Annotated in this window: 22 protein-coding genes and 1 tRNA gene; 14 read left to right on the top strand and 9 right to left on the bottom strand. The window is 53.8% G+C overall.

Annotated elements, in window-relative coordinates; all coding sequences use genetic code 11:
* Positions 1 to 173: 173 nt before the first annotated feature.
* From purD to GN112_RS32070, 4 genes are all read left to right on the top strand, one after another.
* Positions 174 to 1,946, top strand: a complete 1,773-nt coding sequence (purD, locus tag GN112_RS32055; protein ID WP_155313837.1) for a phosphoribosylamine--glycine ligase — start codon at positions 174 to 176, stop codon at positions 1,944 to 1,946.
* Positions 1,909 to 2,574: an L-threonylcarbamoyladenylate synthase gene (locus GN112_RS32060; RefSeq protein ID WP_269434961.1), complete on the top strand. Its 666-nt coding sequence runs from the start codon at positions 1,909 to 1,911 to the stop codon at positions 2,572 to 2,574. The genes purD and GN112_RS32060 overlap by 38 nt, the downstream gene beginning before the upstream one ends.
* 50 nt (positions 2,575 to 2,624) lie before the next feature.
* Positions 2,625 to 2,711: transfer RNA gene (locus GN112_RS32065), tRNA-Leu, on the top strand.
* A 788-nt stretch (positions 2,712 to 3,499) separates the two neighbouring features.
* Complete coding sequence (locus GN112_RS32070) at positions 3,500 to 4,171, top strand: alpha/beta hydrolase (RefSeq protein WP_162459216.1); 672 nt, start codon at positions 3,500 to 3,502, stop codon at positions 4,169 to 4,171.
* A gap of 75 nt (positions 4,172 to 4,246) precedes the next feature.
* Here the strand turns inward: GN112_RS32070 and GN112_RS32075 are convergent, their stop codons facing one another.
* Positions 4,247 to 4,555, bottom strand: coding sequence for a hypothetical protein (locus GN112_RS32075; RefSeq protein ID WP_155313839.1), 309 nt, complete (start codon positions 4,553 to 4,555; stop codon positions 4,247 to 4,249).
* 1,171 nt (positions 4,556 to 5,726) lie between these two features.
* Between GN112_RS32075 and GN112_RS32080 the strand changes: the two genes are divergently transcribed.
* Both GN112_RS32080 and GN112_RS32085 read left to right on the top strand, forming a co-directional pair.
* Positions 5,727 to 6,329, top strand: coding sequence for a hypothetical protein (locus GN112_RS32080; protein WP_231717195.1), 603 nt, complete (start codon positions 5,727 to 5,729; stop codon positions 6,327 to 6,329).
* A gap of 354 nt (positions 6,330 to 6,683) precedes the next feature.
* Positions 6,684 to 7,112: a hypothetical protein gene (locus tag GN112_RS32085; RefSeq protein WP_155313841.1), complete on the top strand. Its 429-nt coding sequence runs from the start codon at positions 6,684 to 6,686 to the stop codon at positions 7,110 to 7,112.
* A gap of 616 nt (positions 7,113 to 7,728) precedes the next feature.
* Here the strand turns inward: GN112_RS32085 and GN112_RS32090 are convergent.
* From GN112_RS32090 to GN112_RS35000, 3 genes are read right to left on the bottom strand one after another with little or no spacing between them, the layout of a single operon-like run.
* The gene (locus tag GN112_RS32090) at positions 7,729 to 8,718 is read right to left on the bottom strand and encodes a methyltransferase (RefSeq protein WP_155313842.1); all 990 of its coding nucleotides are present in this window, start codon (positions 8,716 to 8,718) and stop codon (positions 7,729 to 7,731) included.
* 50 nt (positions 8,719 to 8,768) lie between these two features.
* Positions 8,769 to 9,188, bottom strand: a complete 420-nt coding sequence (locus GN112_RS32095; protein WP_155313843.1) for a hypothetical protein — start codon at positions 9,186 to 9,188, stop codon at positions 8,769 to 8,771.
* 4 nt (positions 9,189 to 9,192) lie between these two features.
* Positions 9,193 to 9,315: a hypothetical protein gene (locus GN112_RS35000; protein ID WP_269434962.1), complete on the bottom strand. Its 123-nt coding sequence runs from the start codon at positions 9,313 to 9,315 to the stop codon at positions 9,193 to 9,195.
* A 382-nt stretch (positions 9,316 to 9,697) separates the two neighbouring features.
* Between GN112_RS35000 and lexA the strand changes: the two genes are divergently transcribed.
* From lexA to GN112_RS32115, 4 genes are read left to right on the top strand one after another with little or no spacing between them, the layout of a single operon-like run.
* Positions 9,698 to 10,381: a transcriptional repressor LexA gene (gene lexA / locus GN112_RS32100; protein WP_155313844.1), complete on the top strand. Its 684-nt coding sequence runs from the start codon at positions 9,698 to 9,700 to the stop codon at positions 10,379 to 10,381.
* Positions 10,382 to 10,385: 4 nt separating this feature from the next.
* On the top strand, positions 10,386 to 10,886 hold the full coding sequence (locus GN112_RS32105; RefSeq protein WP_231717196.1) for a DUF72 domain-containing protein: 501 nt from the start codon (positions 10,386 to 10,388) through the stop codon (positions 10,884 to 10,886).
* 6 nt (positions 10,887 to 10,892) lie between these two features.
* On the top strand, positions 10,893 to 12,062 hold the full coding sequence (locus GN112_RS32110; protein WP_155313846.1) for a DNA polymerase Y family protein: 1,170 nt from the start codon (positions 10,893 to 10,895) through the stop codon (positions 12,060 to 12,062).
* Between the two features lie 4 nt (positions 12,063 to 12,066).
* Positions 12,067 to 15,111, top strand: a complete 3,045-nt coding sequence (locus tag GN112_RS32115) for a DNA polymerase III subunit alpha (RefSeq protein WP_155313847.1) — start codon at positions 12,067 to 12,069, stop codon at positions 15,109 to 15,111.
* A gap of 47 nt (positions 15,112 to 15,158) precedes the next feature.
* On the opposite strand, the gene GN112_RS35005 is transcribed toward GN112_RS32115, so the two are convergent.
* Entirely contained in the window at positions 15,159 to 15,287 is a 129-nt protein-coding gene (locus tag GN112_RS35005) for a hypothetical protein (protein ID WP_269434963.1), read from the bottom strand.
* 268 nt (positions 15,288 to 15,555) lie between these two features.
* On the opposite strand from GN112_RS35005, the gene GN112_RS32120 reads away from it, so the two are divergent.
* From GN112_RS32120 to GN112_RS32130, 3 genes are all read left to right on the top strand, one after another.
* Entirely contained in the window at positions 15,556 to 15,951 is a 396-nt protein-coding gene (locus GN112_RS32120) for a (deoxy)nucleoside triphosphate pyrophosphohydrolase (protein ID WP_197743449.1), read from the top strand.
* 54 nt (positions 15,952 to 16,005) lie between these two features.
* A complete protein-coding gene (locus GN112_RS32125; RefSeq protein ID WP_155313848.1) occupies positions 16,006 to 16,542 on the top strand; it encodes a class I SAM-dependent methyltransferase in 537 nt (178 codons plus the stop codon).
* A gap of 233 nt (positions 16,543 to 16,775) precedes the next feature.
* Positions 16,776 to 17,231: an arsenate reductase ArsC gene (locus tag GN112_RS32130; RefSeq protein ID WP_155313849.1), complete on the top strand. Its 456-nt coding sequence runs from the start codon at positions 16,776 to 16,778 to the stop codon at positions 17,229 to 17,231.
* 404 nt (positions 17,232 to 17,635) lie between these two features.
* On the opposite strand, the gene GN112_RS32135 is transcribed toward GN112_RS32130, so the two are convergent.
* The 4 genes from GN112_RS32135 to lon form a co-directional block, all read right to left on the bottom strand.
* Positions 17,636 to 19,585, bottom strand: coding sequence for an ABC transporter ATP-binding protein/permease (locus tag GN112_RS32135; protein WP_197743450.1), 1,950 nt, complete (start codon positions 19,583 to 19,585; stop codon positions 17,636 to 17,638).
* A 17-nt stretch (positions 19,586 to 19,602) separates the two neighbouring features.
* On the bottom strand, positions 19,603 to 20,268 hold the full coding sequence (locus tag GN112_RS32140) for a potassium channel family protein (RefSeq protein WP_155313850.1): 666 nt from the start codon (positions 20,266 to 20,268) through the stop codon (positions 19,603 to 19,605).
* 5 nt (positions 20,269 to 20,273) lie between these two features.
* The gene (locus tag GN112_RS32145; protein ID WP_155313851.1) at positions 20,274 to 21,659 is read right to left on the bottom strand and encodes a TrkH family potassium uptake protein; all 1,386 of its coding nucleotides are present in this window, start codon (positions 21,657 to 21,659) and stop codon (positions 20,274 to 20,276) included.
* A gap of 165 nt (positions 21,660 to 21,824) precedes the next feature.
* Positions 21,825 to 23,852: an endopeptidase La gene (gene lon / locus GN112_RS32150; protein ID WP_155313852.1), complete on the bottom strand. Its 2,028-nt coding sequence runs from the start codon at positions 23,850 to 23,852 to the stop codon at positions 21,825 to 21,827.
* Here lon and GN112_RS32155 point away from each other — a divergent pair.
* Entirely contained in the window at positions 23,839 to 24,189 is a 351-nt protein-coding gene (locus GN112_RS32155) for a hypothetical protein (protein WP_155313853.1), read from the top strand. The two genes, lon and GN112_RS32155, sit on opposite strands and share 14 nt — an antisense overlap.
* The last annotated feature ends 4 nt before the right edge of the window (positions 24,190 to 24,193 follow it).

A 24,193-nucleotide genomic window follows, 5' to 3' on the forward strand; every position in this document is an offset into this window, starting at 1 on the left:
GCGCCCGTCTTCCGTGTTGCATCAACGGCCACATACTCCTGGTATGCAACCGTTGATGCGCCTTGAAGATGAACACAAGCCCGGCGCAATTACGTCCAATTCATTTCATCCCCGATCCTTATATTCGAACGCCCGCGGTCCGTCCGCTGGCCTTACAAGGAGGGAGGAAGCCTATGAACGTGTTGGTTGTCGGCGGCGGAGGAAGAGAGCACGCCTTAGTTTGGAAAATTGCCCAGAGCCCCCGCGTGAAAAAGATCTTCTGCGCCCCGGGAAATGCCGGTATTGCCCGTCTGGCCGACTGTGTTCCGATCGGTGCCGCCGAAATCGACAAACTGCTGGACTTTGCCCGTGATAAAGGGATTGACCTTACCGTTGTCGGACCCGAGGATCCGCTGGCGGGAGGGATTGTTGATCAGTTTGAAGCAGCGGGGCTGCGCATTTTTGGTGCCAGCCAGCGCGCGGCACGCATTGAATCCAGCAAGTCTTTTGCCAAGGCGATCATGCAGAAATACGGCATCCCCACCGCCAAGGGGCAGACCTTTACCCGTTTCGCCCAGGCCCAGGCGTATGTCAAAAAGATCGGCGCCCCGCTGGTGGTCAAGGCCGACGGCCTGGCTGCCGGGAAAGGGGTGATCGTCTGCAGCACCGAGAAAATGGCCCTGGATGCCCTCAGACAGATCATGGTCGACCGCCAGTTCGGTGATGCCGGCACCCAGGTGGTGGTGGAAGAGTGCCTGGTCGGGGAAGAGTCGTCATTCCTGGCCTTTACCGATGGCAAGACCGTTTTGCCATTGCCCTCCTCCCAGGATCACAAACCGGTGTTCGATGACGACAAAGGCCTCAACACCGGCGGCATGGGGGCCTATTCACCGGCGCCCGTGGTGGACCAGTACCTTCACCAGCGGATCATGAACGAAGTGATGATTCCCATGGTCAACGGCATGGCTGCCGAGGGGTGCCCTTACAAAGGGGTGCTTTACGCGGGCTTGATGATTCAACGGGACACGATCAAGGTTCTGGAGTTCAATGGCCGTTTCGGAGACCCGGAAGCCCAGCCGCTGCTGGTGCGCATGCAAAATGACATCATTCCGGTGATGGAGGCCATCATCGACGAGCGGCTCGACACCTGCCGGCTTGAGATCGATCCGCGGGCATCGGTCTGCGTGGTCATGGCTGCCGGTGGGTATCCGGAAAAATACAAGAAGGGCCTGGAGATCAGCGGGATCGACAATGCCAACCGCATGCGCGATGTGGTGGTTTTTCATGCCGGTACCCAACTGGACGGCAAGAAGATCCTTTCCAGCGGAGGCCGGGTTCTGGGCGTGACGGCCCTTGGTAATACGGTGGAACTGGCCATTAAGAAAGCTTACCAGGCCGTGGCCAAGATCAGTTGGAGCAACGTCCATTACCGCAGCGATATCGGCAAGAAGGCCCTTTTGCGCATGCAGACCAAACCCTGTGTGGGGATCGTCATGGGCAGCGATTCCGACCTTGCGGTCATGGAGGGTGCACTGGGCATCTTCAAGAAATTCGGTATCCCCATCGAGATGACGGTTGCGTCGGCCCATCGCAGCCCGGCACGCGCGGCCGAATACGCGGCCTCGGCCAAGGCGCGCGGCCTCCAGGTGATCATCGCCGGTGCCGGCCATGCGGCCCATCTGGCCGGTGTTCTGGCGGCGCATACGACTCTGCCGGTCATCGGTGTGCCCATCGACTCTTCCTGCCTGCAGGGCTTCGACGCGCTGCTCTCCACCGTGCAGATGCCCCCGGGAATCCCTGTGGCCACAGTGTCGATCGGGAAACCGGGCGCCAAGAATGCGGCCATTCTGGCCGTTCAGATCATGGCGGTATCCAATGATGACCTGGCTGCGGAGCTGGCCGCATTCAAGAAGGAGATGGCGGTAGAGGTTGAGAAAAAGGCCGACAGACTCAAAGCCTACCGGTAACCGGTATCGGATCGATCCGGCGCATTCCGATTCCGGTTGCATCCAATTGGCCGTTGAACGGCTGAAGCGAGGCGGCGTAATCGTCTTTCCCACCTCCGGACTCTACGGACTGGGTGCCGATGCCCTGTCTGAGCAATCGGTGCAGCGGGTGTTTGCGATGAAGCGGCGGCCGGCGGATAAACCGGTGCTGGTGCTTCTTTCCCACATTCACGATATGAATTGGCTGGTGCGTGAGGTTCCTGATTACGCCCGGCCACTGCTGACCCTGTGGCCAGGTGGAATTACCTTTGTTTTCTCCGCTGCCGGAGCGGTGCCCGTAGCGCTGACCGGCGGAACGGGAAAGATCGGCCTCCGGTTGCCGCTTCACCCGGTGGCCCGGGCGCTGGCCAAAGGCTTTGGAGGACCCATCACCGGTACCAGTGCCAATATTTCGGGGCGACCGCCAGCGTCCAGCGTAGCGGCCCTTGATCCGGGCATCCGCCGGGCGGCAGACCTGATCCTGGATGCCGGTAAACTTTCCGGTGGGCCGGGCTCCACAATCGTGGATGTGACCTGCTGGCCGGTCCGGGTGGTCCGTGAGGGGGCGGTGCCCTGGCGCGTGGTCAACGATATTCTCAAGCAACTTTAGCGTAAATGGATTGACAATCTTCCGGGTTTCTCTTATATAACCACACCCACGCCGGAGTGGTGAAATTGGTAGACGCAGTGGACTCAAAATCCACCGACCGCGAGGTCGTCTCGGTTCGATTCCGAGCTCCGGCACCATGAACCAATCAGGGAGTTAGCTAACATCAGCTGACTCCCTTTTTTTGTGGAAAATCGGCGATTGTGCCCGTAAATTTTTGAAGGTATTTTTCCTGTTGTTTGGCAGCCGCTTTCAAGTCTGCATCTTTTCAAAAAGAAAGGCACCTTCGTTTTGGATCTGCGAAAGTGCTGTTTGGTCACATCCGTTTGTATAGTATTCAAGATAATGTTTTTGGGCTGCGTTATCGGTCGTCGCGGTATGACTTATACAGCTTCCTCCCTCTGGCCTTGCCAAAAACATTATCTTAAACACTATAGCCATTTGATTTGTCTTCTTATTTTCTGGGTCATTGGATTCACAATCCATTGGGTGGTTGTTGCTAAACCCGTGCACCGTACTTTTCTTTCACCTCCCTTACGGTTTTCATTTGCGGGTTTGTATGCGCTGCCGAAATCGAAATCGCCCTGAGAGACGATTTTACGGCGTTCTGGACAATATCCATGCCCCAGTATGGGTTCATCGAGATTACATTTTCACAGGGGGCAGGAATGGAATTTTTTTCGTTACATTGGGTGCTGTGATCTGATAGCATCCACTCTTGACGCTGTTTGCCCGTCTGTTAAGGAGATGGCACACGATCATTTTCAGGAAAATAATCTACATGAAGACGCACCGCCTCATCGCAATTTGGGTATTTTCCACGATGGTCATCTGTCTTTGTCATTTCGTTTCCTGCGCACACCCGGTCCGCCGATTGGTATTTCGGCAGCATAAGATCCAATCAATACCCACTTTTCCTGATGGCACCGTGGAATTCGAAAGATTATGGCTGCAAACCGACCAAGGCGATGTTGAAGGCTGGCTTTTCAGGGCCGATGGCGTCGAGGCTACCAAACCGGGGCCAGCGGTGTTGATGGCACATGGTAACCGCGAGCTGATCGACTTTTGCCGAGAACGTGCCAACGGATATCAACGGTTGGGGTATACGGTCTTGTTGGGCGAGTACCGGGGATACGGTCGCAGTGCGGGCTCACCCAGCCAAGAACGTGTCGCTTCCGATTTTCAGGCCTTTTACGATCTCCTGGTATCGCTGCCTTTTGTGGATCCCCAAAAGGTCGTATTCCATGGTCGCTCGTTGGGTGGGAGCGTATTGAGCGAGCTATCCCGGAGACGGCAACCGGCAGGTATCATCGTAGAATCGACCTTCATCTCAATCAAGGCGATGGCCCATGGGGCACCGGATTTACTGTTGGTGGACAGGTACGACACGCTCAGTGCGCTTATGGATTACCCGGGGCCGATCCTGATTATTCATGGCACGCGGGACGACGTCGTTCCGGTCAGCCATGCCTTGGAGATGAAGAAGCGTATTCCCCGGGCTGAACTTCTTCTCTACGATTTCGGGCATAGCGATGGTCCGCCGGACTGGGATGTCTACTGGAATGACATCTCGGCATTCCTGAAAAGGGCGTTGGATTGATTGCCAGTTGTGGCAGAAAGTTGATCCGATCCGGTCGGTTTTGGCTCCATTTCTGGCCGGCCAATACAGCTTTTTTCAAGAAAAACGAAAAAAATGCAACTTTTTCAATTTGTTGAAAATAATTTGTCCCAAAAGTGGTTTTTCAGGACGATATATATCTATTTTCCGTTGCAACCGCTTTCGGTAGGTATCATATCTGATCCCCAATCGTTTTGCCTCCGCCCGCGTTTCTTTCAATCCGAGTATCACGGCCAGGTCGCTTTTGCCGAAATGATTGACCGCCGCCTCCAACAATTCCTTGCCGAGTAAAATCCTTTCAGGATCGTCTTCATCAATCAGCCCCTCGACACCATCACGTTCAAGCGATTCGATCGATGTTCCCATGGTATCGATAGATGTATCCGTCGAGAACTCAGGTATAGAAGCCAATTGTTGTGGAATCAGAGCGAGATGGATAGAAGGATAGGGTGGGGCAATTGGAAAACGGTTTGCAGATTACATGGAGATATCTCCAGTTTCTAAGGACTTTATTTTATTGATATACCCTGTACTAAGCACAACTCCTAGTAAGCGTTTGATTATTCTCCGGTATCTGGCGTCCGGCCCAATTACAGATACGATTGTATAATCTACAAAGCGGAACGAGAAACAGGTCAAAGGGAATTTGATGTATCTGTACTGGTATGGGCCTCTTTGGCGACGATTTTCAATAACCGAAAGCATTGGGTTTTGTTTATCTAATCGCATAATTTCAATACCCCCAACTGTAAAACTATACCCAAAGCGATGATTTCATAAAGATTTGTATACCATATTCCATTCTTCAGGTTTTTGATTCGAAATTAGTGCGCCATGTGTAAAACCCTTACAACCAAATCATAAATATAATCTTATATGCGTATCATGTTGTTACACCTTGATACCTTACATATTGGAAGCCTTTCCGATAATCATAAGTAATAACTCTTTTTTAAATCGTAATTTTTGATAGGTGGATGGATAGCATGTTTTTTGCATGTCCATTATTTTATCTTAACACTATTCACGAAAAACATTGATCATTCATCAATACAATGGGTTCAAAACGTTCCTGAATGGTACAATGAACTAAACGTTTTACCAAAGAGGCAATCAAATGCGCACAATTATGAGTCCAGAATCATGATCTTTCTGATAAAAACAATGAAAAGAATGGCATGGAAAAACCGACATCAACATCTATAAACTTAATCAAGGGTGTGATCAATCCAACACATTGACATAAAGCGAAAAAGCGTGAAAAACGATTTGAAATTATCCTCAATTTAACTTTCTTTAATAGTTCAAATATACCAATAGACGTCCACGGTAGACAATGAAATGGGTCTAACCATTCTAACTCATCAACTACGAGCGTTCAAGAAAGACAGGTCAATTTGTTTCCGAACCCCATATTTCCTGCTTTCCTGCGATCAATAGGAAGAATAAAAAACAAATAAGGGGATCGAATATGTGTGATAGACGATTTTATATTGTCTTTATTATTATAATTGTTAATTTAACCAGTTGCAGTAGCATGACAACATCCTATGTGAAACCAAATCATCATAATTTAAAAACGATAGAATCTCTTGTTGTGAGAGTTGAAGGAAATCCTGATTTCTCCCATATTGATGCAATTGAATCTGAGTCGTCAATAATAATTCTTGTTACCGGTCCTATAGGTGCAATTGTCGACACGGCATATCGAAATAAAATTGATGATGATGTTGTAGATGAAATAAAATCAGAAGAAATCTTGTCATCAGCACGTAAAAATTTTGCCATTCAGCTATCCGAGACACTACAGAAAGCTCAATTTTTTGATATTGTAAACTATGTTGATGCTGCCTATAATAGAAACGATTATGATGCTATTTTATATATTGAAATAATGAATTGGGGATCTCGAAGAAAGCAATCGGAATCATATATCATTATTCCTTTTATTGATTTTCATATAGCTATGACAGACTTGCGTAAAAACAAGTTGATCTGGAATGAAAATCAAACAGTAACATACGATACCAATCACACTTTAAATGATTACAAAACACAAAATGGACTTATCGAGAATGATTTGGAAAAACTTATCAATAAATCTGCCAATCAAATAGTTGAATTATTATTAAGCTTTTAATAAACAAATATTGTTTATTTATAAAACTCCATTGATATTTGCTGTAACCGTATCTGTCATACCCCCATGTTATCTTGCCCCATACCCAGCAGGAAGGAGATCGCCATGACAGAATTTACTATTGTAGAGGATTTCCCGAGATCGAAAATAAATTTTTATGCACGTTTTCAAAACCTCAAAAGGCCTTTGACAGCACTAATTGAAAATGGGAACCTGTTTTAAAAGCATCAGTTTGGACTACTAAGCAGTTGAATTATCAAAGATCGATTCTGAATTCCTGTTTATTTTGGATAGCTGGACTTTGATGTAATCAGTTTATAGACTAAAAACTGTTAACAATAAATGGATATTAAAATGAAAAAAATACTAATAATTTTTTTGTTCATAATTGCTACAATTGGATGTGCTACACAAGGACAATTGAGCACTCTACCTAAAGTTAAAAGCCAAACAACTGCATGTGATGTTTTTGTCATTAGAAAGTCGACAATTTATGGGGGCGCATTGATTTATACCTTTGGTATTGATCATCAAGATATTGTTGCACTCGCTAGTGGTAATTATGTAACTTTTAAAGTTGATTCTGGAACACATATTGCGTCGGTAAAATATCCACGACAATTATTTTTAGGTACCGCACAAAGCTCATTAGAATTTGAGTGTATTTCATCTAATGAAGTCTATATCTATTTATGGCCAGGTTTGGCTGTAAATATGGAGTTGTTGCAGGAAGAAGAAGGTTCTAAATTAATTCAAAATGCAAAGCTTATAGACTTAAAATAGAGACATAAAGTTAATTTGAGAACTATTCTAAAGACGTACAAATGTAAGTTAAAAACACAGAGAAAATACCAGTATCTGCCATCCGACAAATTGAAGATACAACTTCCTATTCTGCATAGCTGAACGACAAATTGAGTGAAGGGAATTTGATTTATCTGTAATGGCTTTTTACCTGAGCAAATTTTTAATAATCTGCAATTTATAAAGCGATGATTTCATACAGATTGATCGACCAAAGCTACACTATAGCTGTGCTTCAAATTCACCGTAAATGGCATCGACAGGTAAAATCCGAAAAATTGTGATAAACCCTGCCCACTTATTTTGGACGGAATGGCCAACCGTAAAGATTTGAAAAGTTTATCCCAAGGAAATGATCGCCTTGAAAGCGACAGATTATCGAATCAATCCTGTAGAATTTCGGCCGGCCAAAAACGGCAGATAGCAATACCTTGTCAAAGCATTGGCCCGATTACAGATACAATAAAAAAGCACAGGCAATCATGTTCGGTAATCCCCAGGGTTGCCAATATTAAAGAGGCCGTTTTCATTATCCAGGATACCAACCATCTAAAACTGTCTGTCAGTCCGCTTTTCCTTCTATCCTTTGAAAAAGTTAGGCTTTATAGCCTTCCACCAGAGAAAACATGCGCTTATCCTGAAGCTGTTTGATTTTTGTAAATCCGGCTGCCGCGAGTCCGGCCTCGATTTCTTGGAATGTATAGGTGCCGCCGCCTTTGGTGCCGGCCAGCATGTTTACCGCAAACAGGGCGCCTTCTAAGGGTTGCGTATGATCCGGTGACATGACGTGATCTCGGATTACGATGCGGCCACCACCATCCAAGGCACGATGGATCTTACAATACAATTCCTCGTTCTCTGCGGGACTGTTCTGGTGAATAATAGCCGACAACAGAGCCAGATCGTGTCCTGTTGGAAGTTCATCTTTGTAGAAATCGCCGACCACCAAGGTGACACGGTCCGTCATCCCGGCGGCCTCCACCCGAGCTCTAGCCATCTTGATTACCTCCGGCTTATCGAACAGGGTCGCCCGCATGGCCGGCTGTGCATCGAGGAAAGCTAGTATATAGGATCCGGAACCGCCGCCGACATCCAACAGCCGGCTGGCTCCGCCAGGGTTCACGACCGCCACGACATCCGGTGCGGCCCTCGACGCGACCACGTGCATAGCCCCAATGAAAGCCTCGAAATTTTCCTTATCCAGGATACCTTTTTCCAAATCGGGAACAGCTTTTCCCAACACGATATTATTGAGTTTAGACCAGTTGCGCCAGACGGAGCCCATATGAAGCACCATGGGCCGAACCGACGGCGGTGCGTCTGCGGACAGCAGCGTGGCGGCGGACGACTCGGTTCGGTAGGTGCCATTGGTTTTCACCATGAATCCCAGGGCACACAGAGCATCGAGCAAAATCGTGATTCCGCGCAAGTCGGCGCCGGTCGTGTAGGCAACTTCGTCCGCCGTGTGGGATTGGCGCGCAAGAAGGGTAAAAAGGTCTATCTCGGCCGCGCTGATGATTACGCGGCTGGCCATGAAGCCACGAACCGTTTTCAGGATCGAGTCATCCGTGTGTTTATTGTCCATGGTCTACCTCGCTGTGAGTGTGAATAAATTGGTGAACAGGGTATCTCAAATCAATTTTCCTCCTGATATCTTTCAGGATAATCATTGACCTTTTTCAGTAACCTGCCCGCAAGGTATTCGCTACCCTCTTTGAGACGATCATGGATGATAATGGCTTCTTCACGGTAACGGTTTATCTTATCTGGCTTCCAATTCTTGGGAGGCCGTTGAAGATTGGTAATCCGGTCTGCCATTTTGACCATCCAAATTTCTCTCGGCTGTTGTCTGATCCTTGCGAGGTTGCCATCCAAATTCGATTCTTTCTCCAGCGCCGCCATAACCTCCATGGCGACCCAAGTGAAATGCATCAGGTATGGTATGTCCGTTCCGGGCACGAGCTGCTGTTTTTTACTATTCCAGTGGGCTTCCGCAGCAAACCTGTATGCGCTTATGTCGATATCTGGGGACCAATTTCCGAATTTCAATTTCACCCCCTCACCGATCCACCCGCTCTTTTAGTTCCTTTCCCGCCTTGAATACGAATGAAAATCCTGCGCATTCTGGTATATTCTTTTCCGCCAATCGCCTTAATGCTTGGATCAGTTCAAGCTTGTTCATGTGTTTGGCGCTCCTGGTGATTGTATTCTGGAAATTCAAAAGGGGGGGGGGATTGTCGATAAAGATACCTGCTGTGGCGTGATACCGTCAAGGGCTTGCTTGAAGCGCCAGCTTTCGTGGCGATGATAATGCAAACGCTGACTTTTATGCGTGTGATCTAAAAGTCGTCAAACCATCGTCCAGATCGTCCACGCTCAATTATTATCCTTGCATCCAGTGAGTTAGGATGGACGGTACTTTAATGACGTGCCGATTCATCATCCAAAGTGGCGCACCAAGACGTTGTATATGTTTCGCACAACATTTACATTGACATTAACATTATCCTGAACAATAATGACACAAAGGACAAAGTCACCTTGCGATATTGGAGGCCCGCACTGTGCAAACACCACCGACACCCAAGCAACAGACGCTCCTGGATTATCTGAGGCGCACCATCGATACCCAGGGTCAGATTCCCAGCCTGCGCCAGGCGGCTACCGACCTGGGGATCAGTCATACGGCTGTTGTCCAAAGGCTTAAATCCCTGGAGAACAAGGGGTACATCAAACGGGAAGGTCGTTACAGCCGCACAGTCTATTTGCTCAATCGCGACCAGGAAACCGCCGGTGTTCACCGATGGCGAGAGCTTCCCATCATCGGCCAAATCACTGCCGGCCTGCCCATGTACGCCCAACAGGCATGGGATGGTACCGTGGTGGTGGACGGTGCCGTATTCACCGGCGACAATCTCTTCGTATTGCGGGTGCGCGGTGATTCCATGCGCGATGTAGGTATTTTAGACGGGGATCTGACCATCTGCCAACCCCGGCAGTATGCTGAAAACGGTGAAATCGTGGTGGCCCTGGTGCACAACGAAGAAGCCACGGTAAAGCGCTTTTTCCTGCACGCCGACCATATCGAACTCCATCCTGAGAACCCGGCCTATCCAGTGCTGCGCTATGGTTTCGACGAAGTATTGATACAGGGCAAGGTGGTGGGGCTGCAACGAGGCTCTAACAGCGCCTTGTGGGAACCCCATCCCGGAACAAGCGCCAAGCGAACAGCTCCTGGAAAACATTGATCGGTTGCTGGCGATATTGATTCAACTGCCGCCCGCTTTTGACTGGGTTCCCGATCACCGGCTCTATTTGAGCCACCTGCTGGATGCCCTGGTGGGACTGCCGGTGGCCGTGGAGTTCCGCCATCGGTCCTGGGCCGACGAACGGGTTTTCAAAGGATTCAAAGACCGACGGGTGACCTTGGTGACCGTGGATGTGCCGGATCTGGGCTATCTGTTTCCGAGCCTGGATGTCGTCACCAACCCCGATCTGATCTATATCCGCTTTCATGGCCGCAATACCCGGGGATGGCGGTCGGGCAACATGCAAAAGCAGTTCGACTACGACTACAGCCCGGCCGAGCTTGAGCACTGGAGTTCGTCCACCATCCCCAAGATGGCTGCAACGGCCCGTACCGGTGCTATTTTCTTCAATAACCATGTCCGTGTCCAGGCACCCCGCAATGCGCAGATCCTGGTGGCGCAACTGGAAAACCGGGGCTTTTCGATGAAGCCATCAGGCCAATGAGCGATCATGGAACGATCCATCATCCACATCAACGTGGCCGACTTTGCGGTGGCCGTGGAACGGCTGGCGGACTTAAGCCTGCGGGACCGACCGGTGATCATCGCTCCCGAAAGGGCCGCCCGGGCCACGGTGTACGACATGAGCGAAGAGGCCTTTCAAGCCGGGGTGCGCAAGGCAATGCCCCTGGAGCGGGCCTCCCGCTTGTGCCGGGATGCCTGCATCCTGCCGCCCCATACGGCACGTTACGAACAAGCCATGGCCGACCTCTTGCGTCAGGCCATGCCGTATTCTCCCCTGATCGAGCCCGGCGAGGATGACGGCCACCTGTTTGTGGATGTTTCCGGCACCAGCCGCATTTTCGGACCGCCCGTGGATGTGGCCTGGCGGATATGGCGCCAAGCCCGAAAGTCCCTTGGCTTGAACCCCATCTGGTCTCTGGCGACCAACAAACTGGTGGCCAAGGTGGCCTCGCGTCTGGTCAAACCCCTGGGCGAGTACATCGTTGCCTCGGGAGACGAGGAAGCCTTGTTGGCGCCGCTGCCCCTTTGGCTGATTCCGGGCATCGACAGCCGTGATGTGATCCGGCTGCAGGAGTTCAACCTGACCCGTGTCGGCCAGGTCACGGCGCTGGGTCTACCCCATCTGCAACGAAGTCTTGGCAACCAGGCCGACTCTTTGTACAAAATTTTGCATGGCATCGATACCACTGAAGTTCACCCGGTGGGCAGCCGGCCGCCGACAGTGATTCAGGACCACACCTTCGGCACGGACAGCTATTTACCCGAACAGGTCCATGGCGTGCTCTACGCCCTGGTGGAGCAGGCCGGCCGCAACCTGCGCCGGCAAGGCCGGGTGGCCCGACGAATCAGCGTTTTCGTGGACTACAGCGACGGCAAGCGATGCATCCGTCAAGCGGCTGTCAAACCACCCACGGCCAATGATCTGGCCCTGTTTCCCGTTGCCTGCCGTGCTCTGCGAACGGGCTGGCAGCGCCGGGTGCGTATCCGGCACCTGCGCCTGGTCTGCGACCGCCTGGCCTATCCGCCAGCCCAGATGTCCCTGTTTGAGGACGTGCGCCGCCTGGATGACCGCCGGGAAAAGATTGTCGCCGTCATGGACAGGATCCGGGGCCGGTTCGGCGATCAGGCCGTACGGATGGCCCGCCTTTGCGCCTGACACAATGATTCCCTTGACCCTCCGCTCCAATTACTCACTGATGTGGGGCACGGCATCGGTCCAACAGCTCTGCCGGCACGCTCACCGATTGGGCTATGATCGCCTGGCGTTGACCGATACGGACAATCTGTACGGTCTGTGGCCCTTTCTCACCGCATGCCGACGGGAAGGAATCACGCCCATTGTGGGTGCCGAGATCACCGACCCCAAAAGCGGCCGGCGGGCAGTCTGCCTGGTGGCCGATGCAACCGGCTACCGGCATTTGTGCCAACTGCTCACCCAGCGGCACCTGCAACCGGATTTCGACCTGGCAACCGGTCTTCCTGCATTGGCGGCAGGGATGATGGTTCTGACTTCCAATGTGGATCTTTTGAAACACTGGCACGCCGCTGGTGTGCGGGTGGTGGCGGCCATGCCGCGATCGCCCCTGCCGGCCGGCCATCCCCTGCGTCAAACGGCCCAGGCCCTGGGATGCCCCCTGGTGGCCACGCCGGGCGCGTTCTTCCTGCATCCCCAGGACCATGCCCTGCATCGCCTGTTGCGCGCCATCGACAACAACACCAGCCTGGAACGGCTGAACTCACGGGACATGGCCCCGGCTGACGCCTGGCTGGCCGGCCCGGAAGACTATGTCCGGCGCTTCGCCATTTGCCCGGAAGCCATTGCCAATACCTTCGTCGTGGCCGAACAGATCACCTTTTCCGGCCCTGCTTTCGGCACTGTGATGCCGCCATGGTCGGATCGCCGGGGCCGTTCCCCGGAAGTCGCCTTGCGGGAAGTGGCTTACGCGGGTGCCCGGCGGCGTTACGGCAGGGATCTTTCAGAACCGGTGGTGGAGCGCCTGGAACATGAACTGGGCATTATCCAGGCAATGAACTTTTGCAGCTATTTTCTGCTGGTACGCGATATCGTCAAGCACAGCCCGCGCACCTGCGGGCGGGGGTCCGGGGCCGCCTCCCTGGTGGCCTACTGCCTGGGCATCACCAATGTCTGTCCCGTGAAGCACAACCTTTACTTCGGCCGTTTTCTCAATCCAGGGCGCCAGGACCCGCCGGATATCGATGTGGATTTTGCCTGGGACGAACGCGATGCCCTCATCCAGGGGGTGCTGGACCGCTTCGGTCCGCGGGCCGCCATGGTCTCCAGCCATATTCTGTTCCAGCCCCGCATGGCGGTGCGCGAGACGGCCAAGGTCTTCGGGCTGACCGACTCGGAAATCGGCAAGGTCACCAAGCGGCTGCCCGGGTTCTGGCGGCTGACTTCGGCCAAAGCCGACCTGCTGGCCGATCTGAAACAGCGGCCCGAAGCCAAGGCCCTGGATTTCGTCCACCCCTGGTCGCGGATCTTATCCCTGGCGCAACGGCTGATCGGCATACCGCGCTATTTGTCGGTTCATCCAGGCGGAATCGTCATCACGCCAGATCCCATCGACCATTACGTGCCGGTGCAGCGGGCAGCCAAAGGGGTGCCCATCGTGCAGTGGGAGAAGGATGCCGTGGAGGATGCCGGCCTGGTAAAAATCGATCTTCTGGGAAACCGAAGCCTGGGGGTTATCCGCGATGCGATCCACAATGTCCATGCGAACGGCAGAATCCTGGAAGAAGACCGCTGGGAACCCGAGGATGACGCGGATACCCAGGAGACCCTGGCCCAGGGGCATACCATGGGCTGTTTTTATATCGAAAGCCCGGCCATGCGGCTGCTTCAGCAAAAGGCGGCCGTGGGCGATTTCGAGCACCTGGTGATCCACTCCAGCATCATCCGGCCGGCGGCCAACGAATGCATCCAGGAGTATCTGCGCCGCCTTCACGGTGACCCCTGGTCCCCCATCCATCCCTTGCTGAACGATGTGCTGGAAGAAACTTTCGGGATCATGGTTTATCAGGAGGATGTCTCCAGGACCGCCATGGCCCTGGCCGGGTTCAGCGATGCCGAAGCCGACGGCCTGCGCAAGGTGATGTCCAAGAAGGACCGCCTGCATCGGCTGGCGGATTACCGGGAGCGCTTTGTCGCGGGTGCCCGGGCAAATGGCGTTGCCGATGACAGGATCGAGGCGGTCTGGTCCATGATGATGAGTTTTTCGGGATACTCGTTTTGCAAGCCCCACAGCGCATCCTATGCCCGGGTTTCGTTCCAGGCCGTATACCTCAAGGCTCATTTCCCGGCCGAGTTCATGGCTGCGGTGATCAGTAATCAGGGGGGCTTTTACAGCACCTTCGCCTACGTCTCCGAAGCACGCCGATTGGGGGTGACGATCATGCCCCCGGATGTCCAGCGTAGCCCCATCCGATGGCGCGGCCAGGACAGCCGGATCCGCGTGGGCCTGATGGCCGTCAGGGGGCTTACGGCCGATACCATGGACCGCATCGTTGTCCAACGGGAGAAGGGACCCTTTGGCAACCTGAACACCTTTCTCGACCGGGTTCGGCCGACCGTGGACGAAGTCCGTGCCCTGATTCATTGTGGCGCCCTGGACAGCCTTGCACCCGGCCTGTCCCGAGGCCAACTCCTTTGGCAGCTGGCCTGCCGGCAGACCGACAGCAAAACCCATTCGGATTTGCCGACATTGTTCGACTCCCGGCCGGATACCTTGGCGCCGCCCGAGCTGCCGCCAGATGACGAGCTGGTGCGCCTGCGCCGGGAATTTAAGGTGCTCGTTTTTTTGTGCGAGTGCCATCCCATGGTTCTTTTTGCATCAGCCATCGACAACGCCCGTACAGTCAAGGCCGCGCAGCTGCCCCATTATCTGGGCCGCAGGGTGCGCTTTGCCGGCTGGCTGATCACCGGCAAGGTGGTGCGTACCAAAAAAGGCGACCCCATGGAGTTTTTAACTTTTGAAGATGAAACCGGTATTGTGGAGACCACGTTTTTCCCGAATGCCTACGATCGATTCTGTCATTTGATCGACCACAACCGGCCTTATCTGCTGGAGGGCGTTGTGGAACAAAACTGGGGCGCGGTCACTCTCACGGTCGGTCGGGTGGAAGCATTATCATCACATGAGCAGGCTCTCGGAGATAGCAGATTGCCGGAAATTATCGATGGGTAGAACAAGCGTGGTTCGATGAATTGGTTGAAAAAAAGAATGTATTCAAATCACCGACCACCCGCTAAGCGGGTGGTCGGTGATTGTTGCAAGTCTTGTCTCTCACGCATACCTTCATCAGCAAATGCGGTTTCTTCAATAGGGATGGGTTGTTCATCCATTATCCGGTGAATTGCCATTTCAGCCTCCTACCTTCTGTCATTAACCTTGTCCCGCAGTTGCCCTGTACATTTGAACGCCACCACCCGCCTTGGTCTCAGCATAAGATCTTTTCCGGATCCTGTTTGGTCAATGCCATGGGGCCGTGCTCCGTTTTGGTGGTGGAAATAATCGGTGGGCTGAATCCAAATTGGCAAAGATTTCATTTAGTGTCAAAGGGTTGGTGTTGGTTGACAATCAATTAAGCCGAGGTTATGACACAAAATAAACTCTCCAATAGAGAACGACATGCGGGATATCATCAAAGTCACAGCGGCCATATTGGAAAAAAATGGTCAGATTATCATCGCACAACGAAAAAGTGGCGATCATTTGTCCGGATTATGGGAGTTCCCTGGTGGTAAAATCGAGCCTGGGGAGAGCCCTGAGGCTTGCCTTGCCCGAGAACTTAATGAGGAATTCAATATCGAGGTGACCATCGGTGATTTCCTCGGTTCCAATGTCCATCACTACGATCACATTTCTATCGAACTGATGGCATACAGGGCATCATGGGTGAGTGGCACCATATCCATGAATGATCATAAGGCCTACCGTTGGGTCACCGTTGACCAACTCACCGAATATGAATTTACTTCAGCAGATGTTCCCTTCGTTGATATGTTATTGAGGCGGCTCGATTAAAAATCGATGCAACCATAAAGGGCCGACTTCAAGGAAAATAAAAAGCGATTCTCGATGCGAAAATTTACAGAAGGCTTGGTTGACCCCCAACTCATTGTCAGCTCACTGAACATTAAACAAGGACAGACAGTCATTGATGCAGGATGTGGCACCGGGTATATGGCAAAGATATTCTCCCAAGCGGTCTCCGCATCAGGTAAGGTCTATGCCGTTGATCGCGACAGCTATTTTATAACGAAACTTGCCAATGAAATCAAAGGCACCAATATCGATGCCATTAAGGGAGATATAACCAAACTTGACCAGCTCCCAGATCATTTTACCGATCATCTGTACGTTTCCACCGTGATACATTCCTTGCCGAGAAATAAACTTGCGGATTTTATCCAAGAGGCCAAGCGGTTATTAAAATTCGATGCTCAGTTGGCAATTGTCGAGATCGAAAAGAAAGAGACACCTTTCGGTCCGGCGATGGAAAATCGGTACTCGCCTGAAGAACTGATAAAAAAGATTCCTATGGTGCCTACAAAGACAGTCAAGGTGGGCGAATACTTTTACATGCAGGTTTTTCAGAACACGGATGAATTATGATCCAAGCACCAAATCAAATCCGCTGACATGGCGGTGAAAAAGGCAGGGCCTCTAACGGGACTCTGCCTATTTTTTTCTGAGCCCAAAATGACACCGGGCCACCCGAAGGCAGCCCGACGAAGATGGGGAGGAAAATGAAGAGATCATTTAAAGGGTCGGACTCTTTGGTTCCTAACAATATTTTAATAAACGACATCTATAAGAATGCAATAAATACCCATAATGGAGCAAATATGACAGCCAAAGCCAAAGTTCTTTTCATTTGCCAGCACAACAGTGGCCGCAGCCAAATAGCCGAAGCCTATCTCCGAAAATTGTACGGCGATCATTTTGAAATCGAAAGTGCCGGTTTCGAACCTGCTGAAGAAATCAATCCGTTGGTCGTCAAGGTGATGAAAGAAGACGATATTGATTTGACAGATAAAAATCCCCGAAGCGTTTTCGAATTGTTCAAAAGCGGTAAACTTTATGATCATGTCATCACCGTATGTCATGATTCGGAATCACGTTGTCCTATTTTTCCCGGAATTACAAAACGCTGGCATTGGCCGTTTCCGGATCCTTCTGTCGCTGAGGGAAACGAATCCGAAAAGTTAGAGGCTGTTCGAAAAATACGGGATATGATCAAAACATGGTTAGTTGATCCACCAGAAGGTACAATTAACTTTCAATCGTTGATGAAATCATAGAAACTCACGGCTAAACGTCAACCGCATTGAAATGATCGTTGCTGGCGCTTCTATCTGGACGCTACCTTTTTAAACTGATTTTTCGGTCCGTTAAAAGACATCGGGCCACCAAATGGCGGCCCGATGAGGGGAAGGAGGAGAGCAAAATGAAGAGATCATTTAAAGGCTCGGACTCTCTGGTTCCATGGCCAGGCCAGCAGAGGATCCGTTTGTTGATGGTACATTAGCAGCCGCACCTTACGGGAACATGACGCTAATATTACTGGATGGTCATCAAGCGTGCGTGGGCCAGAATCGAGTACATGGTTGTTGATGGTGCCCTTTTTTATGGGAAACCGGCGATGGTGCCCGTAATTTTTTGATCCATGCTAACGTAAAAGAACTGATCGATAGTCCAACGGCGATCAGGTGGCGGTGATCGGTTCGCGGTATTCCGGAACAGGGACCATCCGCCACCGCGCTTCGCCCTTTAGTTCCAGCACCCGATCGTGATAGTCGAGCAGGGACTCGCGGTGGCCGACGCTGATGTAGTGAATGCCCATTTCGCGAAGAAGTCCGTAGAGGCGGCTTTCATTGCTTCGGTCCAGGGCACTGGTGGCTTCATCCAAAACGGCAAATGCCGGCCGGTGGATCAACAGGCGCCCGAAGGCCAGGCGTTGCTGTTCTCCCAGGGAGAGCAGATCGGCCCAGTCGGGCGCCTCATCGAACCCTCCCATGCGCGCCGGCAGATCTTTCAGGTTGACCATTTCCAGTACCCGCTGCAGTTCGTCGTCCGGGATTGCCTCCTGGAGACGGGGGTAACGCAATTGATCCCGTAGGCTGCCCAAAAGCATATACGGTTTCTGGGGAAGGAAGAAGATCCGCTCCAGCGGCGGCCGCCGGACAATCCCGCCGCCGCGGGTCCACAGGCCGGCAATGGCCCGCAGCAGGGAACTCTTGCCGACGCCGCTGGGTCCCACCACCACCAGATTGAGCTTGCGGTCCAGGGCCAGGGACAAGTTGCGGATCAGGTTGCGGCGGTTGTCCGGCGTCATCAGGGTCATGCGGTCAAGGGCGAAGTGATCCGCATCTTCGGAGCGGATACCGTCCATGGGCGGGCGGTCCGGTGGAATCGCTTCGGCAAAGGTCGACAGACGCTTCACGCCGGCAGCGAAACTGGTGATCGATTCGATCTGAGAGACGATCAGCGACATGGCGCCGTAGACTTGAGTAAAGGCGAAATTGGCCTGCACCATGTCGCCGTATTCGATTTTGCCGCTAAAGTAGGGGCCGAAGAGAATCAGGAATGGCAGGACCGCCGGCAGGTAGCTGTAGGCCGTGGTAAAAAAGGAGAGGTTCCTCTGCCAGCCGATGAGCAGACTGAAATTTCTCAATACGTTGTGGAACCGGCTGCCGATCTGCTGTGCCTCGGGTCCCTCGCCCTGGTAGAAGGCAATCGATTCGGCATTGTCGCGCACATGCACGAGGGCGTAGCGGAAGTCGGCCTCGTAGCGCAGCTGATTGAAGTTCAGGCGCACCAGGCGACGGCCGATCAGGGCGGTGAGCAGGGTTCCGGCAATCGAATAGACCAGCACGACCCCCACCAGCAGCCGTGACTTGGACCAGAGAATGCCGGTGAAGGAGATAAGGTCCATCAGCGACCCGAGAAGGATGAGCAGAAAAGCGAGAGAGGTGCGGGTGAAGGAGCGGATATCCTCCATGATCCGCTGATCGGGGTTGTCGATGCTGCCGTCGGCCTCGATTTCATAGTAGTTTCGGTTTTTGAAGTAATTACCCACGAATTCGCCGGTCATCCACTCCCGCCAGTGCATGCCCAGGTAGTCGCGCATGTACCCGTAGAAGGCGACAATGGGGATGCCGATCAAGAAGCCGCCGAAGTAGACGGCCACATAGAGGTAGGCCATCTCCTGGTTTTTTTTGACCAGAGAATTGGTGAAATAGTTGCCGATGTAGCTGAAGGCGACGTTGATGCCGGTGACCGAGAGGGAGAGCAGGAGGACGATGGCCAGCAGCGTCCAGGCCCGTCGACGAGCGGCCAGGTGCCGGCGGAATCCTGAGAAGATCAGCAGGGGAACGGCCAGGGCCGATGCGATCAGCAGCCAGCCGCCCGAGTGAAACAGGTTCTGCACCAGCGCAACCAGCCCGCCGGCAATCCTTCCCGTCAACTCCGGGAAAAAGGCGTTGCCGGCAGCGACCATACCGGCCACGGCCACACAGAGCACACCGAACAGAAAGGCCATCAGCAGCGCCATGAGCATCAGGGTGATCCAGCCACCCATTCGGACATGCGGGAAAAAATAGGGTTGGGCGATGGTGGCGAACCGTCTCCAGAGCGAAGGGGGCTTTACGGGCATACGGGTTTCCTTTATCTTTACTTCGCCGTTTTTTCCTGCAGTCCGACCAGGGCATCCTCGGGACCCAGGAGAACGAGGATATCGCTGTCTTTGACCACGAACCGGCCGGTGGGGATCATGACCACGTTTTCCGGTATCAGCTCTTTGATGGCGATTACCTGGATGCCGAAACGGTTGATCAAATCCAACTCGATGAGGGTCTTGCCGATGAACGAGGACGGGGGGGCCAGCTGCACGATGCTGTAGCCCTCCATAAAGGGCAGGTAGTCCAGCACGTTGGGGTTGTCCAGACGCTGTGCCGCGGTCAGGGCCAAGTCCTTTTCCGGAAAGTAGATCTCGTCAGCGCCTATTTTTCTCAGGATGCGGCCATGGGCTTCGCTCACCGCCTTGGCGACCACTTTCTTTGCCCCCAGGTCTTTGACATTGAGGGTGGCCAGGATACTGCTGTTGAGGACAGAACCGATGCTCACCACCACGGCGTCCATCTTGGCCAGTTCCAGCTCCTTCATGGCCTGGGCATCGGTGGCGTCGGCAATCACCGCCCGGCTGATCCGGTCGCGGATTTCCTGGACCAGTTTGGGGTTGATGTCGATGCCCAGCACCTCATGGCCTTTTTGGAACAGGGCGGTGGCCAGGAAAAAACCGAAATTTCCGAGTCCGATAACGGCAAACTGCTTTTTCATGGGGACTATCCAATCATGATGTTTTCTTCCGCATAGTGAAATCGGCTGATGCGCTCCCGGCTGACGGCCAGACCGATTACCATGGGACCCAACCGGCCGATGAACATGAGGATGACGATGGTGATGCGCCCCATCGGCGAAAGGGTGCCGGTGACGCCGGTGGAGAGACCGACAGTGCCGAAGGCGCTGATGACTTCGAAAAAAAGTTCCAGGAATCGTCCCCGGGTCTGGGCGTGGGAGAGCCCGCCCAGTTCACTCATCATCAGCGCCATGATAGCTACGGTGATTACCGCCATGCTGACCATCACCACGCTGGTGGCCTTGGAGATGCTGGCTTCGGTCAGGGTGCGTTTGAAGATCCGCGGGTGGCTGAGCCCGCGCATGCGCGATAGGCCCTGAATCATCAGACCGGCCACCGTGGTGGTCTTGACCCCGCCGCCGCAGGACCCCGGGCAGGCGCCGATGAACATGAAGATGCAAAGCATGAAAAGCGTTTCATTGGCCATGTGGCCCATGTTCAGGGTGTTGAACCCGGCCGTGCGGGCGCTGACTGACTGGAACAGGGCCGCCAGGACCCGCCCCGGTATGCTCAGCGGCGCCAGAGTGTTGTCCCACTCCATAAAGAGGATCGCCAGGGTTCCCAGAAGGATCAAGATCCCACTGGCGGTGAGGGCCAGGCGGCTGTGCAGGCTCAGGCGGGCGATCTTTCTGTTGCGGCTCAAAAAGCGGCTCTTGACATCGGCAATGACCACGAAACCGATGCCGCCGATGATGATCAGCAGGCTCAACACCCCGTTGACCACCCAGTCTTCGCGAAAGCCGGCAAAACTGTCCGCATAGAGTGAGAAACCGGCATTGCAGAAGGCGCTGATGGCGTGGAAGACGGCCGGGTAGCCCGCCTGGTGCCAGCCTGCCTGGGGCGCCGTGCGCAGGTAGAGCACCAGGGCGCCCACCGCCTCGATGGAAAAAGCGGTGATAAAAATGGCCTTCAGGACCGATGATACCGTCTGTTTGCCCTCGCCATAGGTGAACGTATCCTTGATGATGGCCTGCCCGGAGAGGGTCGGGCGTCCCTTCATCATCATCAAAAGGAGGGTCGAAATGGTCAGGATACCCAGCCCGCCCACCTGAATCAGGGATAGGAGCACCAGTTGGCCGAAATGGCTCAGCCCGGTGCCGATATCCATTATCGACAGTCCCGTGACGCAACTGGCCGAGGTGGACATGAACAGTGCATCGATGAATCCCAGGGGGGCGTTGACGCTCGATGCCGGCAGCATCAGCAGCGCCGTGCCCGTGGCGATCAAAAGGGCGAACCCCAGGATCGACAGTCGTGTCGGCGAGTTCAGGAGGTGAAAGGCGAAACTCTTGTGCAGTCGGGGGTTATGCATGCGATACGGTCATGAAATGGACGTTTCCTGGGTTGGCTTTGTGTGTTCAGACGGGCCGCATGGCCTGGCCACCGTGATGCCGGATTCGGGCAACGCCCGCCCCGGCATCGGGGTTTGGTGATGTTACCGACAGTTATAGCGCAAAGGCCGAGGATCGTTCAACGTTCAATTTAAGGAATCCCTTCCGATCAGCACCTGTTCAATGGCGCCCGGTAACTCTTCAATGGGGATAATGCAAAGTACCTGTTTGATCTCGTCCGGAATGCTCTGCAGGTCAACCCCGTTTTTGGCCGGCAGCACCACCGTGCGCACACCGGCCCGATGGGCGGCGAGCAGCTTTTCACGGATTCCGCCTACCGGCAGAATGCGGCCGGTCAGGGTCAGCTCGCCGGTCATGGCCGTGTCCCGCCGGCAGGCACGCCCGGTGATCATGGAGAGCAGCGCCGCGGCAATGGGCACGCCTGCCGAGGTGCCGTCTTTGGGAATCGCCCCGGCCGGGATATGGATGTGAATGTCGTGCCGTTCGAAAAAATCCGCCGGTATGCCAAAGGCCTCCACGTGGCTGCGGATGTAACTCATGGCCGCCTGGGCCGACTCCCTCATTACGGTGCCCAGGGAACCGGTGAGGGTGAGCTGGCCCGCGCCGCGCATCTGGGTCGCCTCCACAAAGACGATTTCACCGCCGGTGCGGGTCCATGCCAGGCCGGTCGCCACGCCGACACGGTCCCGAGCCTGGGTCACCTCCAAGGTATGGCGACGAGGCCCGAGAAGTCTCTCCACCGCCTCCTCGGTGATGGCCAGGGGGGCCGCGTCATTTCCCTGGTCGACCTGATCCAGGGCGATTTTGCGGCAAAGGCCGGCAATCTGCCGCTGAAGGCCGCGCAGGCCGGCCTCGCGGGTGTATTCCCGGATGATGCGGACGACAGCCGCCTGGCTGATGTCGATTGATCGGCCTTCCAGTCCGCTCGTTTCGATTTCCCTTGGAATCAGATGGTTGAATGCAATGCGGACTTTCTCCTGCTCCGTATAGCCGGATAGCTCGATGACCTCCAGGCGGTCCAAGAGGGCTTCGGGAATCGTGTCCACGGTGTTGGCCGTGGCAATGAACATCACCTTGGAGAGATCAAAGGGCAGGTCCAGATAGTTATCCATGAAGTGGGTGTTCTGTTGCGGGTCGAGCACTTCCAGCAGGACGGCTGCCGGATCTCCCTTGAACTCCTGGCTGATTTTGTCCAGCTCGTCCAGCATGAAGACCGGGTTGATGGTTTCCACGCGACGGATCTCCTGAATGATGCGGCCGGGCAGTGCGCCCACATAGCTGCGCCGGTGTCCGCGAAGCTGGGCCTCGTCCTTCATTCCGGCCAGTGAAATCCGCACGAAACGGCGTTGCATGCTTTTGGCGATGGCAAGGCCCAGGGAGGTTTTCCCGGTTCCCGGCGGGCCCACAAAGCAGAGCACCGGCCCGCGGTGGTCCAGGCGGGTCTGTTTGGGCCGCAGGGCCTTGGCGACCGTTGTGCGGATTTCGTCCAGCTTCAGCGGTTTGGCCAGGAAGTGATAGGACCCTTTTTGCATGGCCGAGACCGCCGTCGCCACCGTGGCATAGCCGGTGATGATGATCACCTCGGTGTCGGGATTTTTCTGCTTGGCCGTCTCTAAGACCTGCATGCCGTCGGCCTGTTCCATTTTCAGATCGGTGATGACGATATCGAAGGCCTGCTTTTCCAGCAGCCGGATGGCTTCCAGGCCGTCGGCGGCCGTTTCCACCGCGTAGCCCTCCTTGGTGAGCACATGCATCAGATTCATGCGCGTGGTCTTCTCATCGTCCACCACCAGCATGGTATGCCGGCGCTCGGACCGCAGGATGCGCACCGCCAGGTGTTCCAGTACGCGATTCTTGATTTCCAGAAGCCCTTCATGCTGGTCGTCGAGTACCTGTTTGGCGGCTTTGAGATCAAGCCGGTCGTCGGTGGTGCGGTTCCAGGGCAGGTGGGTCAGGTAGTCGATGTAGCTGACGCCGATGGTATGCTCGGTGCTGCCCGGGGGCATCTTGGCAATCCGGTCGATCTCCATGAAGGTGGCATCGGCGGCCTCGGGGGGCATGCCGGCCTTGCGTACCAACTGGCGAAGCTGGTCCATCTCCGTTGACGGGGGGGCTTGTTCGGGGAGTGGGGATTCCTTTTTGAAAAACCGCATTGCTGTTCTCCTTGCCTGGTCTTCTTGCCGGATACCCGAACGCCGGCAACAACATCCATTGATTTTTTTGGGGCCCAGCCACTCAATTGCCCGAAGTGCCCTGCAAAAAACGTTCTCATCGGCTCATTTTAATGGGACGGACGGATTGGATCGGTTGCCTGCAGCCGATGTCGGACCACAGGAAAATACCGGGGGCATTGAACAATCGTGCCCGAATGAAGTCGGTATCGGCATATTTGAAAAACGCCCGGCCAGCATCGATTCGGAAGGTGTTGGCCGGATGCGACGTCACCTATCGGGCTTAATCCGTTGCGATATGCAACGCATGTCGGCTTGATTTG

It is taken from the genome of Desulfosarcina ovata subsp. ovata (genome assembly GCF_009689005.1).
GTDB lineage: Bacteria > Desulfobacterota > Desulfobacteria > Desulfobacterales > Desulfosarcinaceae > Desulfosarcina > Desulfosarcina ovata.